This is a genomic window from Streptomyces sp. NBC_00287 (assembly GCF_036173105.1).
GTDB lineage: Bacteria > Actinomycetota > Actinomycetes > Streptomycetales > Streptomycetaceae > Streptomyces.
This window is the reverse complement of the sequence record NZ_CP108053.1, coordinates 8,734,860-8,749,038: the sequence shown is the minus strand read 5'-3', so window position 1 is coordinate 8,749,038 and position 14,179 is coordinate 8,734,860. Positions and strand designations below refer to the sequence as shown.

General features: G+C 70.8%; 18 protein-coding genes. 5 read left to right on the top strand and 13 right to left on the bottom strand.

Annotation, left to right across the window (positions count from 1 at the left end):
* Nucleotide 1: 1 nt before the first annotated feature.
* From OHT76_RS39745 to OHT76_RS39710, 8 genes are all read right to left on the bottom strand, one after another.
* Nucleotides 2-808: an ABC transporter permease gene (locus OHT76_RS39745; protein ID WP_328875730.1), complete on the bottom strand. Its 807-nt coding sequence runs from the start codon at nt 806-808 to the stop codon at nt 2-4.
* Nucleotides 805-1,602 carry an ABC transporter permease gene (locus OHT76_RS39740; RefSeq protein WP_328875729.1) on the bottom strand — a complete coding sequence of 266 codons (798 nt, stop codon included), beginning with the start codon at nt 1,600-1,602 and terminating at the stop codon, nt 805-807. Before OHT76_RS39740 ends, OHT76_RS39745 begins: the two co-directional genes overlap by 4 nt.
* Nucleotides 1,599-2,594, bottom strand: a complete 996-nt coding sequence (locus OHT76_RS39735) for an ABC transporter ATP-binding protein (RefSeq protein WP_328875728.1) — start codon at nt 2,592-2,594, stop codon at nt 1,599-1,601. The genes OHT76_RS39740 and OHT76_RS39735 overlap by 4 nt, the downstream gene beginning before the upstream one ends.
* Nucleotides 2,591-3,892, bottom strand: a complete 1,302-nt coding sequence (locus OHT76_RS39730) for an aspartate aminotransferase family protein (protein WP_328875727.1) — start codon at nt 3,890-3,892, stop codon at nt 2,591-2,593. Before OHT76_RS39730 ends, OHT76_RS39735 begins: the two co-directional genes overlap by 4 nt.
* Nucleotides 3,889-4,287 (bottom strand): cupin domain-containing protein, encoded by a 399-nt coding sequence (locus OHT76_RS39725; RefSeq protein WP_328875726.1) that lies wholly within the window; start codon nt 4,285-4,287, stop codon nt 3,889-3,891. The genes OHT76_RS39730 and OHT76_RS39725 overlap by 4 nt, the downstream gene beginning before the upstream one ends.
* A 213-nt stretch (nt 4,288-4,500) precedes the next feature.
* A complete protein-coding gene (locus tag OHT76_RS39720; protein ID WP_328875725.1) occupies nt 4,501-5,727 on the bottom strand; it encodes a sedoheptulose 7-phosphate cyclase in 1,227 nt (408 codons plus the stop codon).
* A gap of 172 nt (nt 5,728-5,899) precedes the next feature.
* Nucleotides 5,900-6,427, bottom strand: coding sequence for a flavoprotein (locus tag OHT76_RS39715; protein WP_328875724.1), 528 nt, complete (start codon nt 6,425-6,427; stop codon nt 5,900-5,902).
* Nucleotides 6,428-6,436: 9 nt separating this feature from the next.
* Nucleotides 6,437-6,883, bottom strand: a complete 447-nt coding sequence (locus OHT76_RS39710) for a nuclear transport factor 2 family protein (RefSeq protein ID WP_328875723.1) — start codon at nt 6,881-6,883, stop codon at nt 6,437-6,439.
* A 111-nt stretch (nt 6,884-6,994) separates the two neighbouring features.
* Between OHT76_RS39710 and OHT76_RS39705 the strand changes: the two genes are divergently transcribed.
* Nucleotides 6,995-7,546, top strand: a complete 552-nt coding sequence (locus OHT76_RS39705; protein WP_328875722.1) for a TetR/AcrR family transcriptional regulator — start codon at nt 6,995-6,997, stop codon at nt 7,544-7,546.
* Here OHT76_RS39705 and OHT76_RS39700 read toward each other — a convergent pair.
* Nucleotides 7,543-7,734, bottom strand: coding sequence for a ferredoxin (locus OHT76_RS39700; RefSeq protein ID WP_328875721.1), 192 nt, complete (start codon nt 7,732-7,734; stop codon nt 7,543-7,545). The two genes, OHT76_RS39705 and OHT76_RS39700, sit on opposite strands and share 4 nt — an antisense overlap.
* Before the next feature lie 170 nt (nt 7,735-7,904).
* On the opposite strand from OHT76_RS39700, the gene OHT76_RS39695 reads away from it, so the two are divergent.
* Entirely contained in the window at nt 7,905-8,354 is a 450-nt protein-coding gene (locus OHT76_RS39695) for a nitroreductase family deazaflavin-dependent oxidoreductase (protein WP_328875720.1), read from the top strand.
* 64 nt (nt 8,355-8,418) lie between these two features.
* On the opposite strand, the gene OHT76_RS39690 is transcribed toward OHT76_RS39695, so the two are convergent.
* A complete protein-coding gene (locus OHT76_RS39690) occupies nt 8,419-9,342 on the bottom strand; it encodes a cation diffusion facilitator family transporter (RefSeq protein ID WP_443049950.1) in 924 nt (307 codons plus the stop codon).
* A gap of 146 nt (nt 9,343-9,488) precedes the next feature.
* On the opposite strand from OHT76_RS39690, the gene OHT76_RS39685 reads away from it, so the two are divergent.
* Together OHT76_RS39685 and OHT76_RS39680 are read left to right on the top strand one after the other, a co-directional pair.
* Complete coding sequence (locus OHT76_RS39685) at nt 9,489-10,484, top strand: glutathione S-transferase family protein (protein WP_328875718.1); 996 nt, start codon at nt 9,489-9,491, stop codon at nt 10,482-10,484.
* Between the two features lie 25 nt (nt 10,485-10,509).
* Entirely contained in the window at nt 10,510-10,839 is a 330-nt protein-coding gene (locus OHT76_RS39680; RefSeq protein WP_328875717.1) for a DUF4235 domain-containing protein, read from the top strand.
* 10 nt (nt 10,840-10,849) lie between these two features.
* On the opposite strand, the gene OHT76_RS39675 is transcribed toward OHT76_RS39680, so the two are convergent.
* The 3 genes from OHT76_RS39675 to OHT76_RS39665 form a co-directional block, all read right to left on the bottom strand.
* Nucleotides 10,850-11,242, bottom strand: a complete 393-nt coding sequence (locus OHT76_RS39675; RefSeq protein ID WP_328875716.1) for a VOC family protein — start codon at nt 11,240-11,242, stop codon at nt 10,850-10,852.
* A 79-nt stretch (nt 11,243-11,321) separates the two neighbouring features.
* The gene (locus OHT76_RS39670) at nt 11,322-11,786 is read right to left on the bottom strand and encodes a pyridoxamine 5'-phosphate oxidase family protein (RefSeq protein WP_328875715.1); all 465 of its coding nucleotides are present in this window, start codon (nt 11,784-11,786) and stop codon (nt 11,322-11,324) included.
* Between the two features lie 57 nt (nt 11,787-11,843).
* Entirely contained in the window at nt 11,844-12,557 is a 714-nt protein-coding gene (locus tag OHT76_RS39665; protein ID WP_328875714.1) for a TetR/AcrR family transcriptional regulator, read from the bottom strand.
* A gap of 126 nt (nt 12,558-12,683) precedes the next feature.
* Between OHT76_RS39665 and OHT76_RS39660 the strand changes: the two genes are divergently transcribed.
* The gene (locus OHT76_RS39660; protein WP_328875713.1) at nt 12,684-14,177 is read left to right on the top strand and encodes an APC family permease; all 1,494 of its coding nucleotides are present in this window, start codon (nt 12,684-12,686) and stop codon (nt 14,175-14,177) included.
* The last annotated feature ends 2 nt before the right edge of the window (nt 14,178-14,179 follow it).

Below are 14,179 nucleotides of genomic sequence, written 5' to 3'. Positions count from 1 at the left end.
GTCAGCTCCCGGTCATCTCGTAACGGTCGACGCCCCGGTGCCAGACGACCAGGGCGAGCGTCACCAGGCCCGCGGTCACCACGAACAGCCAGGGCAGCATGGCGGCATGCCCGAAGAGCAGGTAGGACGCGGGGACGTAGGCGGTGAAGGCGTAGGGCAGCAGCCAGGTCAGCAGCCACCGCAGGGAGGGGTGGTAGAGGTCGAGGGGGTAGCCGGAGAAGTCACCGAGCTGGTTGGCCGCGTACAGGGCGGGGAAGCTGCTGGTGGTCCAGAAGGCCAGTGAGGCGAACAGCGTCTTCAGCGCGGCGAGGATCAGCGTGCCGCACAGCACCAGCAGCGGGGCGAGCAGCCACTGCACCGCGCTCAGGGAGAGATCCAGGTGCTCGGCGGCGTACCAGGTCAGGGCGATACCGGTGAGGAGTTCCCCGAAGCCGTCCGGGTAGAGGAACCGTTCGGAGAGCAGGGAGAACAATGGGTGGACCGGCCGGATGAGGTAGCGGAAGAACTCGCCGTTCTGCACCAGCTTGCGGGCGAGGATCCACAGTTGGTCGGTGAACATGCGGTCCAGGCCGCGCGGCAGCAGCGAGAAGCCGAGCAGGAACAGCACCTCGTGGTAGCGCCAGCCCGCGATCTGCGGGACCTGCCGGAAGACCATGTCGATCACGGCGATCTGGCAGATCACCCGCAGCAGCAGTCCGCCGGCGCCGAGCAGGAAGTCCATGCGGTACTCGGTCAGCCGGTGCACGCTGACGGCGCTCAGATGCCAGGTGAGCCGGGCGTAGCGGGACGCGGTGGTGAGCGGTGTCATCCGCCGAGCACCTCCACTCGGCGTACGGCGCCACGCCAGGCGTACGCGGCCAGCGCGGTCAGGGCCAGCGCCCAGCCGAGTTGGACGGCGAGGATCCCGGCGGCGCCGAGCAGGCCGTCGTAGCGGCCGAGCAGCAGCCGCAGCGGGCCGTCGATCATGCCCTGGAAGGGCAGCGCGTGGGCTACGGCGGCCAGCGGTCCGGGCATCAGCGCCAGCGGGACGACCTGCCCGGCGAAGAAGGCGACGACGCTGTCCTTGACGACCCGGACGCCCCAGATGTTGGTGGTGACGAACCCGGCGAGCCCGACGAGGAGGTTCACCCCGAAGCCGATGACCAGCGACAGCGCCGCCGAGCACGCGAACAGCAGCACTCCCGTCCAGGTGGGTGCGGTGAGCGGCAGCAGGAAGGCGTACAGCAGCAGCACGGGTACGGCGACCAGGGCGGCGTTGGTCAGGGAGACCGGGAGGCCCGCGGCGAACCGGGAGAGGGGGTAGCTCACCGGGCGCAGCAGGGACACGGCGATGTCACCGCGCTGGACCTCGCCGGAGACCTCCTCGTCGACCCGGTTGGCCTGCACCAGGCCGAGGATCTGGGCGAGCAGGACGTACGTCGTCAGAGTGGGCAGGTCGTAGCCGCCGAGCAGACCCGACTCACGGCCCGCGTACACCGCGCGCCACAGGAAGACCTGCACACCGACCGCGGTGGTCGCGGTGACGGCACTGATCAGGAAGGTGGAACGGTACTGGAGCAGGCTCTGGAGCCCGGCCGTGGCGAACGGGGTGTACCGGTTCATGCCACCACCTGGCCGGCGTAGATGCGGCGCAGCACCATCTCCAGGTCGGGTTCGGGGGCGACGCAGTCGGTGACCTCGAAGTGGTCGAGGAGAAAGCTCATCACCTGACGGGCGGACCACCGGGCGACCGGGTACTCGACCTTGATCCGGCCGCCGTCGAGCGGATGAGCCGACGCCCCGTCAAGTCCCTTCTCAATCAGCTCGGTTGCGTGCTCCTGCCCGCCTTGGTGCTCGAAGACGACCGCCCGGGTGTCGGCAGTGCGCAGCAGCTCGTGCATGGTGCCCCGGTGCACCACCTCGCCGTGGTTGACGACCAGCACCCGGTCGCAGATGGCGGTGATGTCGCCCATGTCGTGGCTGGTGAGCAGGACCGTGGTGCCGAGCTCGGCGTTGACATGGTTGACCAGCTTCCGTACGGCTTCCTTGAGCACCAGGTCGAGGCCGACCGTGGGCTCGTCGAGGAAGACGACCTTCGGGTCGTGCACGAGGCTGGCCGCGACCTCGGCGCGCATCCGCTGGCCTAGGCTCAACTGGCGTACCGGGGTGTTGCCCAGGGCGTCGAGGTCGAGCAGATCGCGGAACAGGCCCATATTGCGCTCGTAGACGGCGTCGGGGATGTCATGGATACGGCGCAGGATCCGGAAGGAGTCCGGCACGGGCAGGTCCCACCACAACTGGCTGCGCTGCCCGAACACCACCCCGATGTTGGCAGCGTTGCGCCGCCGCTCCCGATACGGCTCCAGGCCCCCGACCAGGGCACGGCCCGAGGTGGGGCTCATGATGCCGGTGAGCATCTTGACGGTGGTGGACTTGCCCGCGCCATTCGCGCCGATGTAGGCGGCCTTCACTCCGGCCGGTATCTCGAAGGACACCCCGCTGACCGCCCGCACCAGCCGGTACTCGCGGCTGAAGAGGGTGCTGAGGCTGCCCAGCAGCCCCGGCTTGCGCTCGGCGACCCGGAACTCCTTGACCAGGTTCTCCGCGACGATCACCGCTGCTCCCCCGTGGCCCGCTCCAGCGCCCGGCCGAGGAGGGCGAGGCCTTCCTCCAGCAGGGCGCGGTCGATGGTGAACGGCGGGGCGAGCCGGATGATGTGACCACCGATCGCCGTGCGCAGCCCCAGATCGAGCGCCGCCCGGTACACCGCTTGCGCGATCTCCGGCGCGGGCTCACGGGTGGCGCGGTCCCGCACGAACTCCAGGCCGTGCAGCAGCCCGAGGCCGCGCACATCCCCCAACACCTCGTATTTGGCGTGCAGTTCGGCGAGTCGCTCGTCCACCAGCGCGCCCAGGACGTCCACCTGCTCGATGAGCGTGTCCCGGCGTACGACCTCCAGGGTGGCCTTGGCCGCGGCGATGCCGAGGGGGTTGCCGGCGTAAGTGGACGCGGTGGAGCCGGCCCGCCCGGCCTGCGGGTGGCGCAGCACCTCGGAGCGCCCGGCGAGCACCGCAAAGGGGAAGCCCGAGGCCATGCCCTTGGAGAGGGTCACCAGGTCCGGTTCGACGCCGAACCGCTCACTGGCCAGGAAGGTTCCGGTGCGTCCGCCGCCGGTGAGGACCTCGTCGGCGACGAGCAGCACACCGTGCTCGCGGCAGCTGTCGGCGATCTGCTCCCAGTAGCCGGGCGGCGGCACGATGACGCCGGCCGCGCCCAGCACCGGTTCGAAGAACAGCGCGGAGACATTGGACTTCTCGGCGATGTGGCGGCGCACCAGCGTGGCACAGCGCACCCCACAGGAGGGGTACTGAAGTTCGAGCGGGCAGCGGTAGCAGTACGGGGAGTAGCCGAGGACGCTGTTGCCCGCGAACGCCTGGTTGCCGATGTCCCAGTGCACGAGCATCCTCGCCCCCTGGGTCTTGCCGTGGAAGCCGTATCTGAGCGCCCCGATCCGGTTGCGGCCGGGCTCGGCGACGGCCTGGACGGTGCGCAGGGCGGCCTCGACGACCTCGGCGCCGGTGGAGAAGAAGCTGTAGGTGTCGAGCTGGTCCGGGAGCAGCTCGGCGAGCAGATCGCACAGGGCGGCGCGGTCGGCGGTGGCGAAGTCGTGGACGTTCCAGAGCCGGGACGCCTGCTCGGTCAGCGCGGCGACGACTTCCGGATGGCAGTGGCCGAGGGACTGGGTGAGGGTGCCGGCGGCGAGGTCGATGTACTGGTTGCCGTCCAGGTCGGTGAGGACAGCGCCGCGGCCCTCCACGAAGACACGGCGGCCGAGGGCGGACTCCTCCGAGGCGCCAGGGGCGAGATGCTCCGCCTCCCGGTTCAGCAGCTCCTGTTGGAGCGGGCCGGTCATCGGGCGCCGTCCAGGGGGCCGATCTCGAAGACGAGCAGGGTGAGGTCGGCGTCCGAGTCGTTGGCCAACCCGTGTTCTCCGTAGGGGCGGTTGGGTACGACGTCCCCCGACCGGACGGTGAACTCCTCGCCGTCCAGGGTCATTCGGCCCCGGCCGGACAGGATGACGTAGGTCTCCTCGTCGTCGGCGTGGCGGTGCAGGCCGATGGAGGTGTGCGGGGGCAGGACGACGAGGTCGATGAAGGCGACGGGGGCGCGGGCGCCCTCCTTGAGGTAGGCGCGGTGGGCGAGGATCGTGCCGTTGCCGCCGTGATCGCCGGTCACCTCGCGCAGGAGCCCGTCGTGGAGGTTGCTGACGCGGGTCCGCGTGGGCTCGGGCGGCTGGGCTTGGGTCATGTCGGCGCGGCTCCAAAGGGCAGGGGGGAAGGGGGCGTCGGCGGCTCGGGGCGAGGGGCTCGGGGGGCGCCGCGATTCACGACGGTGGCGAGAGGCCTGCCGCTCGGGCAGGGACGGCAGCGGGTTTCAGCACGAGCCACCGGCGGCTCGGGCAAGGACGCGGCGGGTTTCAGCACGAGCCACCGGCGGCTCGGCAACGGCGCGGGGACCGGCTCAGTGCGAGTCCACCAGCGCCTCCGGCAGCGCCGCCGCCCGGGCGGAGAGGGCCCGGAGCGCCTCCTCAAGCCCCTCGGGCGGGATGTCGTCGAGGTCGTCGACGAAGACCGCCGAGCCGATGCCGTCGGGCACCACGAGGTGCAGGCGGCGACCACGCCGTTCCCAGGACGCCCTCAGGGCGCGGTCCATCAGCTCGGGGGTGCAGGTCAGCGGGTCGTACAGGGGCAGGCCGAGCCCGGCGATCAGCCGCATGATCCGCTCGCAGTCATCGGCACCCAAGATGCCCAGGATCCGGGCGAGTTGAGCGGACAGGGCCATGTCGACGGCGACCGACTCGCCGTGTGCGACGCGGTAGTCGCTGGCCGTCTCGATGACCGGCCCGAAGGTGTGCCCGAAGTCGACCAGCCGGGCCAGATCGTGCTCACGGAGGTTGGGGCACAGCTCCTCCATCATCGACGCCATGGAGGTGCGCAGGACGTAGTCCTCGACGCCACGCCGTCCGAGTCCCGCGTCGAGGAGCCAGTCCGGCGTCGGACAGGGTTCCTGGAAGACGGTCGGGCACTCCTCCAGAACCCGGAAGAGACGGGCGTCCTTGATGATCGCCATCTTGGCTATCTCACCGAGCCCGCACCGTATATGACGAGGCGTCAAGCTACCCAGAAACCCAGGGTCGTTGATCGACGCATGCGCGGGGTGATACGCGCCGAGCATGTTCTTCGTGCCGAGGGCGTTGACGCCGGTCTTCACTCCGACGCCCACGTCGACCTGGCCGACCAGCGTGGTGTTGACCTTGATGTAGCGCACGCCCCGGGCGTAGATCGCCGCCGCGAAGCCCACGAGATCGCAGGTGACGCCGCCGCCTACGGCCAGCATCACCCCGCGCCGGTCGAGACCGGCCAGCTTGGCCCGGGCGCAGATCTCCTCGACCGTGTCCATGGTCTTGGCATCCTCGCCGCCCGACAGCACGACGACACTCCAGCTGTCCGGCGCGAGCCGCGCGGCCAGATAGGCGCGCAGGCTGCGGCCGTAGAGCCGCTCCACGGTCGGACCGACGAAGGCGACGACCCGACGGCCCTCGCAGTACTCCGCGAGCAGCGGGTTCCGCGGGGAGAGCACATCGCTGGTCAGGTCCACGCGGTACGCGGTTCCCTCCGGGGCACTGAGGGTGAAACCACCGTCGTCGCCCCGGACTCCGGGCTCGGCAACAGGAGTCTGCGCCGTCACGACACTCCTTGGATCGGCCGGCGAGAACACCGGCTGGCCGTCAACTGCGATCAACAGCGCCTGAGTTAAACAGTGATCGACTTCGACTGCAAGAAGTTGACGAAACTTTCTGACGGTTCTTGCAGCCGGACGGCAGACGCCTCCCCGGCCTGACCTCAGGGGTGCAAATAGGTCAGCCCAGCAGGTCCAGCGCCCGCTCCCAGCCGAACTCCGGCCGCCTGCCGTCCTCCTGGGGGTCGCCGGTGTACGGCTCACCGAAGCGGACACCCATCCCACGCAGACGCACCAGGCTCTCCCGGTAGGCGGGATGGGCGGCGAGCGCGTCGGCCACGCAGGGCAGGGCGGCGACGGGGACACCAAGGCCGTACGCCTCGCACAGGGTCGCCACGGCGAGGGTGTCGGCGAGGCCCTGCGCCCACTTGTTGACGGTGTTGAAGGTGGCGGGCGCGACCACGACCGCGTCCGGCGGCGGGAAGGGGCGCGGATCGGCGGGGGTACGCCAGGCGGAGCGGATCGGGCGGCCGGTCAGCGCCTCCACGGCGGCGGTGTCGAAGAAGCCGTTCATCGCGACGGGCGTCGCGATGACACCGACCTCCCAGCCCCGCTCCTGCGCGGCGGCGACGAGTTTGCTGACGCCGGAGGCGATCCCGGCGGCGCAGACAACGACGTAGAGGAAGGGTTTCCCGGCCTGTTCGCTCATCCCGGAACCCTACTGAACAGGCAGCGGCTGCTCCCTTCGCGAGCCGAGGATCCGGCGCTCGCTCTCCTCGATGCGGACGTCGTTGATGCTGGCCTCGCGCCGGGTCATCAGCCCGTGCTCGTCGAACTCCCACAGCTCATTGCCGTACGACCGCCACCACTGGCCGTCGGCGGCGCGGCACTCGTACTGGAAGCGGACCGCGATGCGGTTGCCGTCGAAGGCCCACAGGTCCTTGCGCAGCGCGTACTCGCGCTCGCGCGCCCACTTCGCGGTGAGGAACTCGACGATCTCGGCGCGGCCGGTGAGGAAGGTGTCGCGGTTGCGCCAGACGGAGTCCTCGGAATAGGCGAGCGCCACCTTGTGCGGATCGCGGGCGTTCCAGGCGTCCTCGGCGGCCCGCACCTTCTGCGCGGCGGTCTCGCGGGTGAAGGGGGGCAGGGGCGGGCGGTCGGTCATGGCGTCCTCCTGGGTCCGGTACGAGAGAACGAGCGTTCTCCGCTACGATCGACACGGTAGGAGAACGTGCGTTCTCGCGTCAAGGAGCCGTCGGACAGGGAGTGGCCGGAAATGGACAGCGCAACCGCCCGGGAGCGGGCCCTGGACGCCGCGGAGGAGCTGTTCTACGGCCGGGGCATCCAGTCGGTCGGCATGGACGAGCTCCGCGGCGCCTCGGGGGTCTCCCTCAAGCGGCTCTACCAGCTCTTCCCCGCCAAGGAACAGCTGGTCGAGGCCTATCTGGAGCGCCGTGACGAACGCTGGCGCGGACGCCTCGCCGCCCATGTGGAGCGCGAGCCGGACCCCGCCCGGCGAATCTCGGCCGTCTTCGACTGGCTGGAACTGTGGTTCGCCGAGCCCGGCTTCCGCGGCTGCGCCTGGATCAACTCCTACGGCGAACTCGGCGCCACCTCGGCCCGGGTGGCGGACCAGGTCCGGGCACACAAGCAGGCGTTCCGCGACTACCTAGGCAGCCTGGTGGCCGACGCGGGCCTCCCGACCGACCTGACCGGTCCCCTGTTCCTGCTGGCCGAGGGCGCCATGGTGACGGCGGGCATCACGGGCAGCACCCGCCCGGCGGTGGAGGCCCGCGAGGCGGCGCGGCGGCTGCTGGCGCCCCGCTAGGCCGAGACCTTGATAGCGCCGACCGGGCAGGCCCTCGCCGCTTCTCGGGCCATCGGATCCCCGGTGCCGTCCTCCCGGCCGGGGAGCAGGGTGCTGAAGCCGTCGTCGTCCTGGGTGAAGACGCCTGGCGCGGCCAGGGCGCACTGCCCGGCGCCGATGCAGACGTCCTTGTCGATGTCGATGTGCATGACCGTCAGCCTCTTACCAGGCCACGGGGAGTTCCAGCACCCCTGGATCGTGTCGCCGGGTTTCCACGGGACGGGCGCGCGGCCCCGCAGCATCCCGGGCGGATGAAACGCGCATGCATCAGTGTTGGAGGAGAGAGTCAGCCGCGGAACACGACGATGGGACCGATGCCATGCCTCTTGAGGGCGAGTACGAACCCAGCCCGACCCAGTGGGTGCGCGAGCAGGTGGAGCTGTACGAGAGCTCCGGCGGCACCAAGGGGACGACCCTGATGGACACCGGCCGGCCGGTGATTTTGCTGACCACCCGGGGCGCCAGGAGCGGCAAGATCCGCAAGACGCCGTTGATGCGGGTGGAGCACGAGGGCCGCTACGCCGCCGTCGCCTCCCTGGGTGGGTCGCCCAAGCACCCGGTCTGGTACCACAACGTCAAGGCCGATCCTCTGGTGGAGCTCCAGGACGGCCCGGACAAGCGGGACATGACGGCCCGTGAGGTCACCGGCGCGGAGAAGGCCGAGTGGTGGGAGCGTGCCGTGGCGGCGTATCCGCCGTACGCCGACTACCAGGAGAAGACCGAACGCGAGATTCCGGTGTTCGTGTTGGAGCCGGTCGACGGTGACTGACGGGCCCTCGTAAAGATTCTTGTTTCCGGGACGCATGAACCTGCCCTCGCCGGGCACCCGAGCGTCAGGCCCCGCCGCGTTCCCCCGTCGCGGCGGGGCTTTGCCGTGCCTCCTGGGCGGCGCGGTCGGTGATGTCCAGGAAGATCTGTTCCGCCTCGGGCACGGCGTCGGCGACGGCTCGCTTGATCCGTACGGCGACCTCCTCGACCTCTTCGCTGTCCAGGCCCGGTACCAGGTCGACCCGGGCGGCGATCAGAGCCGTCTCCAGCCCTGTCTTCATGGTGAACAGCGCCTCCACGCTGTCGATCTCGGGCTGTTCCCGCAGCAGCGACCGGATCCGGTCCGCCGCCTCGGGGTCGGCGGCCTCGCCGATCAGCAGGTCGCGGGCGTCGCGGCCGAGGCGGTAGGCGACGTAGACGAGCAGGGCGCCGATGGCGAGGGAGGCGACCGCCTCGTAGACCACCTGGCCGGTGGCCATGTGCAGGGCCATGCCCGCGAGGGCGAGGCTCACGCCGAGGACCGCGGTGCCGTCCTCGGCGACGACCGTGCGCAGGGCCGGGTCGCGCAGTCCGCCCTTGCCGACGCCGCCCTGCCGGTGCGCCTGGTGCAGGGCCCGGGCCAGCGAGGCGCCCTCGGCGAGGAGGGCGACGCCGAGCACGATCAGGCCGGCCACATAGCCCTCCAGCTTCTCCTCGCCGCCGGTCCTGAGGGCCTCGAAGCCCTGGAAGAAGGAGAAGCAGCCGCCCATGACGAAGATCCCGACGGCGGCCAGCAGCGACCAGAAGAAGCGTTCCTTGCCGTAGCCGAAGGGGTGCCGGCGGTCGGCGGGACGGCGGCTGCGGCGCAGCGCGGCCAGCAGGAAGACCTCGTTCATGCTGTCCGCCACCGAGTGCGCCGCCTCCGACAGCAGCGCCGGTGACTGGGCGAGCAGGCCGCCGACGGTCTTGGCCACGGCGATGACCAGGTTGGCCGCGAGCGCCACCAGCACGGTGACCCGCGTCCTGCGGTCCGCCTTTGTCGCCTTGCCGCTCACCTTCGCCGAATGCCCAGGAAGGGGCGGATCACACCGGATCACACCGTGCCGACCGGCGAAATCGGGGGACCCGGTGGATGTCGTGCAGGAAGGAGGGCGTGATGCCCGACGACGGCAACGCCGCCTACGGCCACAAGTCGTTCAAGCGGTCCAAGAGCCATTTCGCCGACCGGATCACCGCCGATGGCCGGGACGGCTGGCCGGTGGAGGCGGGCCGCTACCGGCTGGTCGTCAGCCGTGCCTGTCCGTGGGCGAGCCGGGCGGTGATCTCCCGGCGCCTCCTCGGCCTGGAGGACACCCTGTCGATGGCCGTCGCCGACCCGATCCAGGACGACCGCAGCTGGCGCTTCACCCTCGACCCGGACGGCCGCGACCCCGTCCTCGGCATCCGCTTCCTCGCCGAGGCCTACGACGCGCGCGAGAAGGACGCCCCGGGCGGGGTGAGCGTGCCCGCGATCGTGGACGTGCCGAGCGGACAGCTGGTCACCAACGACTTTCAGCGGATCACCCTGGACCTGGCCACGGAGTGGACGGCCCTGCACCGGGACGGGGCGCCGGATCTGTATCCGCGGGAGCTGCGGAGCGAGATCGACACGGTCATGGCGGAGGTCTACAAGGACGTCAACAACGGGGTGTACGCGGCCGGGTTCGCCGTGGACCAGGAGGAGTACGAGGCGGCCTGCACGGGCGTGTTCCGAAGGCTGGAGCTGCTGGCCGGTCGGCTCGAGGGGCAGCGATATCTGGTCGGCGACACGATCACCGAGGCGGACATCCGCCTGTTCACCACGCTGGTGCGTTTCGACGCCGTGTATCACGGTCACTTCAAGTGCAATCTGTGGAAGCTGGCGGAGAATCCGGTGCTGTGGGCGTACGCCCGCGACCTCTACCAGACGCCCGGCTTCGGTGACACCGTCGACTTCGACCACATCAAACGGCACTACCACCAGGTGCACACCGGTATCAATCCGACCGGCATCGTGCCCCTCGGACCGGACCTGTCCGGCTGGCGGAGCCCGCATGATCGCGAGAGGCTGGGCGGTCGGCCCTTCGGCACCGGCACGCCGCCCGGTCCGGTGCCCGCGGCCGAGGAGGTTTGAGGCCCTGACCGCACAGGAGGCAGACGTGGCCAAGAAGAAGCAGCAGAAGCTCAAACTCCCCCTCGCCTACAAACCCCTCGGGTTCGTGATCGGCTGGGCGGGCGGCACGCTCGCGGGCCTCGCCTTCCAGGCGACGTGGAAGGCGATCCGGCACGAGGACGACGCCCCCGATCCCCTGGACCGGGAGCGCGGCTGGGGCGAAATCCTGCTGGCCGCCGCGATCCAGGGCGCCATCTTCGCGGTGGTGCGCAGCGCCGTGAACCGCACGGGCGCGAAGGCCATCGAACGGTCCACGGGCGTGTGGCCCAGCGGCGAGCAGAAGGCCGACAAGAAGAAGACCGAGGTGAGCGCCTGACCGCCCGCAGCTAGCCCTGCTTCGGCGCTGTCGGCGTCACCCGGCGCAGGGTGAAGGAGTGGCCGGCCGGGTCGGCGTACCCGCGTTCCTCGAAGGGGCCCGAGGCGTCCTTGGTCTCCAGCGGGCGACCGCCCAGGCCGACCACCCTGCGCTCGGCCTCGTCCATGTCCTCCACCACGAAGTCCAGATGCGCCTGGAGGGAGTTTTCCGGGCGTGGCCAGCTCGGCGGCGTGGCGTTCACATCGCGGCGGAACGCCAGCCGGGTGCCACCGGCGCCCCTGATCTCCACGCGGTTGGCGGTCGCGTCGGTCTGCTCGGCCTCCAGCAACTCCTTGTAGAACACGGCGAGCTTCTCGGGCTCGGCACAGTCGAGCACCACGACGCCCGCTTTCACCAGTGCCATGTCTCCTCCGTACGGTTGCGGGCGCGGGGCCGAACTGCCCCGCCACCCTCCACCGTTCGGATATCCCGGCCCGCCGGAATCAGTCCGCGACCAGCCACGCTCCGTCGCGCATCAGCTCGCGCCCGGCCAGCTCGTTCGCCTCGCGCCAGGCCTGGACGCGCAGCGGCCGCACCCGGAAGTACCGGTAGTCGGTGGTGAGTTCGCGCGGATCGAAGCCGGTCTTGGCGGCGAACCGGTCGCCCTCCCCCGCGCGCAGCTCCGCCACGGTGAGCGCGTCGACGGAGCCCTCGATCATCACAACGTCACGGGTCGGCCCGAGGCCTATCCGCACGGCGCCGGTCGCCTGGAGGTTCCGGCCGGTGGGGCTGGCGGCCGGGGTCGCGAGGAGCAGCGTCTCGCCGTCCCAGAGGAAGGACAGCGGCACGAGGTACGGCGTTCCCCCGTCCGGCCCGGCGGTGGCAACCCACACATCCTCGTCGTGCTCAAGACGGTGCAGGGTGTCGAGCTTGCGCTGCTTCTCGGGACGTGCGGGCGGCGGGGTCATCGGGGACAGCCTCCTGGCGGGACGTCGGTCGGTGCGGACCAGTCTGGCAGCGGATGATCACGTACGTCCCTGGATTTCCGCGAGCCGAGCGGCCGCCGCACCGAGCAGCAGGTCCAGCGCGGCCGGATAGGAGCTGCGCCGCATGTCGGCGACGAGATGGCGGGCGGTCGCGGCGATGTGCGGGTGGGTGTCGGGGGGCAGCCGGGCATACGTCGCTTCCCATACGGCGTTCTCGGCGTCCCGGGCGGCCTTCGGGAGGGCGAGGCTCGCCGAGTCCAGCGCGGCGAAGGCGAGGCCCTGGTCGACGAAGGCGTGGTAGATGCGCACCGCCTCGGCGTCGGGGAATCCGGCTCCGCGCAGCACGCCGAGGCCCCTCTCCACGGCCTGGATCTCGTGCACCCGCCCGGTCACCCGGTAGGAGCTGAGCACGGCCGCCCGGGGGTGGGCGAGCGCCCCGGCGTGGATGCGCAGGCCCAGGTCGCGCAGGTCGGCACGCCAGTCGCCGGTCGGCCGCCAGATCCGCAGCGTACGGCCGATGAGTTCGTCGGCGATGGCCAGCATGAGGTCGTCGGTGTGCCGGAAGTAGCGGTACAGGGAGCTGGGGTCGGCGCCCAGGGCCCGGCCCAGGCGGCGCACGGAGAGGGCCTCCGCGCCGTGCTCCTCGATGAGCCGCAGCGCGGTGGCGACGATCAGCTCCTCCGACAGCACCACGCCCTGTTTGGTGGGGCGCCTGCGCCGCCGGTCGGCGGCCGGGACGACACGGTCGGTCATGGCTGCTCCTCGCTGGGGCCCGGTGGGCGCACTTTATGACAACACCGTTGACCTGTGAAGTGCACGACCAGTTTCATGTGCGGTCACCGGGGCCGACCAGGCCCCCTGGTGCGAGCGGAGCCCGCCATGACCGACACTCCCCCAGCCGTGGACCCACCCGCGCTGCGCAAGTCCCTCGGCGTCCTCGACGGCGTCGCCATCGCCGCGTCCAGTACGGCGGCCACCACCAGCATCGGGATCGGCCTCGGCGTCACCGCCGGGGTGGTTGGCCTGCATCTGCCGGCGATCATGCTGCTGGCGTTCCTGCCGGTGCTCGGCATCGCGGGCGCCTACTCCCGGCTCAACCGGGTCGAGCCGAACGCGGGCAACGGCTATGTGTGGGTGGGCCGTTCACTCAATCCCTGGCTCGGTTTCCTGGTCGGCTGGGTGAGCATCGTGGCCGTGGTGGCGTTCCTCGCGTACACCACGGCGGTCACCGGCTCGGCCCTCATCCAGCTCGCCGGGGACGCGGGCGTGCACCGGGTGGCCGGCCTGGACCTGGACCCGGGCTCGACCGCGCAGACAACCGCGGTGGGCATCGTGGTCCTGGCCGCGGTCACCCTGACGGCCGTGACCGGCGTCCGCAAAGCGGCCCGCCTCCAGGGCTGGCTCCTGGTCTTCGAGTACGCCGTCCTGCTGGGCTTTTGCGGATACGGCATCGTCACCGGGCCGCACGCCTTCAGCCTGAGCTGGTTCGACCCGTTCGCGATCCCCTCGGCGACGGCACTCGCCCAGGGCCTGTTGCTGTCGGTGTTCTGCTACTGGGGTTTCGAGGCGGCGTTCACCGTCAACGAGGAGGTCCGCGACCCCAAGGACGCCTCGCGGGCCGGCTTCACCACCCTGTTCACCATGCTGGCACTGTTCCTGCTCGGCTCGGTCGCCTTCCAACGCGTCCTGTCCGAGGAGGAGTTGGCCGGTCATGGCGCCGAGGGGCTGGCGTTCTTCGGCGACCGCCTGGCCTCGCAGCCGCTGGCGGCGCTCCCTCTGGTGGCGCTGATGTTCTCGGCGGTCGCCTCGCTCCAGGCCGGGGTGATCCCGGCGGCCCGGGGAATGTTCGCGATGAGCCGGGACCGTACGCTCGGGCCGGTGTGGTCCAAGGTCAGCCCCCGGTACGGGACTCCGGCCGCCGGGACGCTGCTGATCGGCGCGCTCGCGGCGGCGGTCGCGACCCTCGCCCTGATCATCCCCCGCCTCGCGGACATGATCATGGCGACGGTGAGCGCCGTGGGCATCGTGGTCGCCCTGTCCTACGCACTCACCGCTCTCGCCGCCGCCGTCCGCTTCCGTTCCCTGCTGCGCGAGGACCTGTGGCAGGGGGTACGGGCGGTGGTGCTGCCCACGCTGAGCGCCCTGGCCCTGCTCGGGCTCGGTGGATACCTCGGCTGGTCCTTCTACACCTCCGCCGACCACTTCGAAGTCAGCGCCGACAACGGCTGGTTCCTGCTCGCCACTCCCCTGGCGATGATCGCGTCCGGCTTCCTGGCCGCCGCGTGGGCCCGCTTCGTGCGCAAGTCGCCGTACTTCCGCACCGGCGAGGGCACCGACGCCGAAGCTCCGCAACTGATCCCGACACCCCACTAGGA

What these genes read in the sequence shown, in the direction of transcription:
- OHT76_RS39700 (WP_328875721.1), bottom strand. Translation starts at nt 7,734, where the DNA reads ATGCACATCGACATCGACAAGGACGTCTGCATCGGCGCCGGGCAGTGC.
- OHT76_RS39710 (WP_328875723.1), bottom strand. Translation starts at nt 6,883, where the DNA reads ATGACCGACCGCCCGCCCCTGCCCCCCTTCACCCGCGAGACCGCCGCG.
- OHT76_RS39740 (WP_328875729.1), bottom strand. Translation starts at nt 1,602, where the DNA reads ATGAACCGGTACACCCCGTTCGCCACGGCCGGGCTCCAGAGCCTGCTC.
- OHT76_RS39675 (WP_328875716.1), bottom strand. Translation starts at nt 11,242, where the DNA reads ATGGCACTGGTGAAAGCGGGCGTCGTGGTGCTCGACTGTGCCGAGCCC.
- OHT76_RS39730 (WP_328875727.1), bottom strand. Translation starts at nt 3,892, where the DNA reads ATGACCGGCCCGCTCCAACAGGAGCTGCTGAACCGGGAGGCGGAGCAT.
- OHT76_RS39715 (WP_328875724.1), bottom strand. Translation starts at nt 6,427, where the DNA reads ATGAGCGAACAGGCCGGGAAACCCTTCCTCTACGTCGTTGTCTGCGCC.
- OHT76_RS39660 (WP_328875713.1), top strand. Translation starts at nt 12,684, where the DNA reads ATGACCGACACTCCCCCAGCCGTGGACCCACCCGCGCTGCGCAAGTCC.
- OHT76_RS39695 (WP_328875720.1), top strand. Translation starts at nt 7,905, where the DNA reads ATGCCTCTTGAGGGCGAGTACGAACCCAGCCCGACCCAGTGGGTGCGC.
- OHT76_RS39685 (WP_328875718.1), top strand. Translation starts at nt 9,489, where the DNA reads ATGCCCGACGACGGCAACGCCGCCTACGGCCACAAGTCGTTCAAGCGG.
- OHT76_RS39725 (WP_328875726.1), bottom strand. Translation starts at nt 4,287, where the DNA reads ATGACCCAAGCCCAGCCGCCCGAGCCCACGCGGACCCGCGTCAGCAAC.
- OHT76_RS39665 (WP_328875714.1), bottom strand. Translation starts at nt 12,557, where the DNA reads ATGACCGACCGTGTCGTCCCGGCCGCCGACCGGCGGCGCAGGCGCCCC.
- OHT76_RS39705 (WP_328875722.1), top strand. Translation starts at nt 6,995, where the DNA reads ATGGACAGCGCAACCGCCCGGGAGCGGGCCCTGGACGCCGCGGAGGAG.
- OHT76_RS39745 (WP_328875730.1), bottom strand. Translation starts at nt 808, where the DNA reads ATGACACCGCTCACCACCGCGTCCCGCTACGCCCGGCTCACCTGGCAT.
- OHT76_RS39670 (WP_328875715.1), bottom strand. Translation starts at nt 11,786, where the DNA reads ATGACCCCGCCGCCCGCACGTCCCGAGAAGCAGCGCAAGCTCGACACC.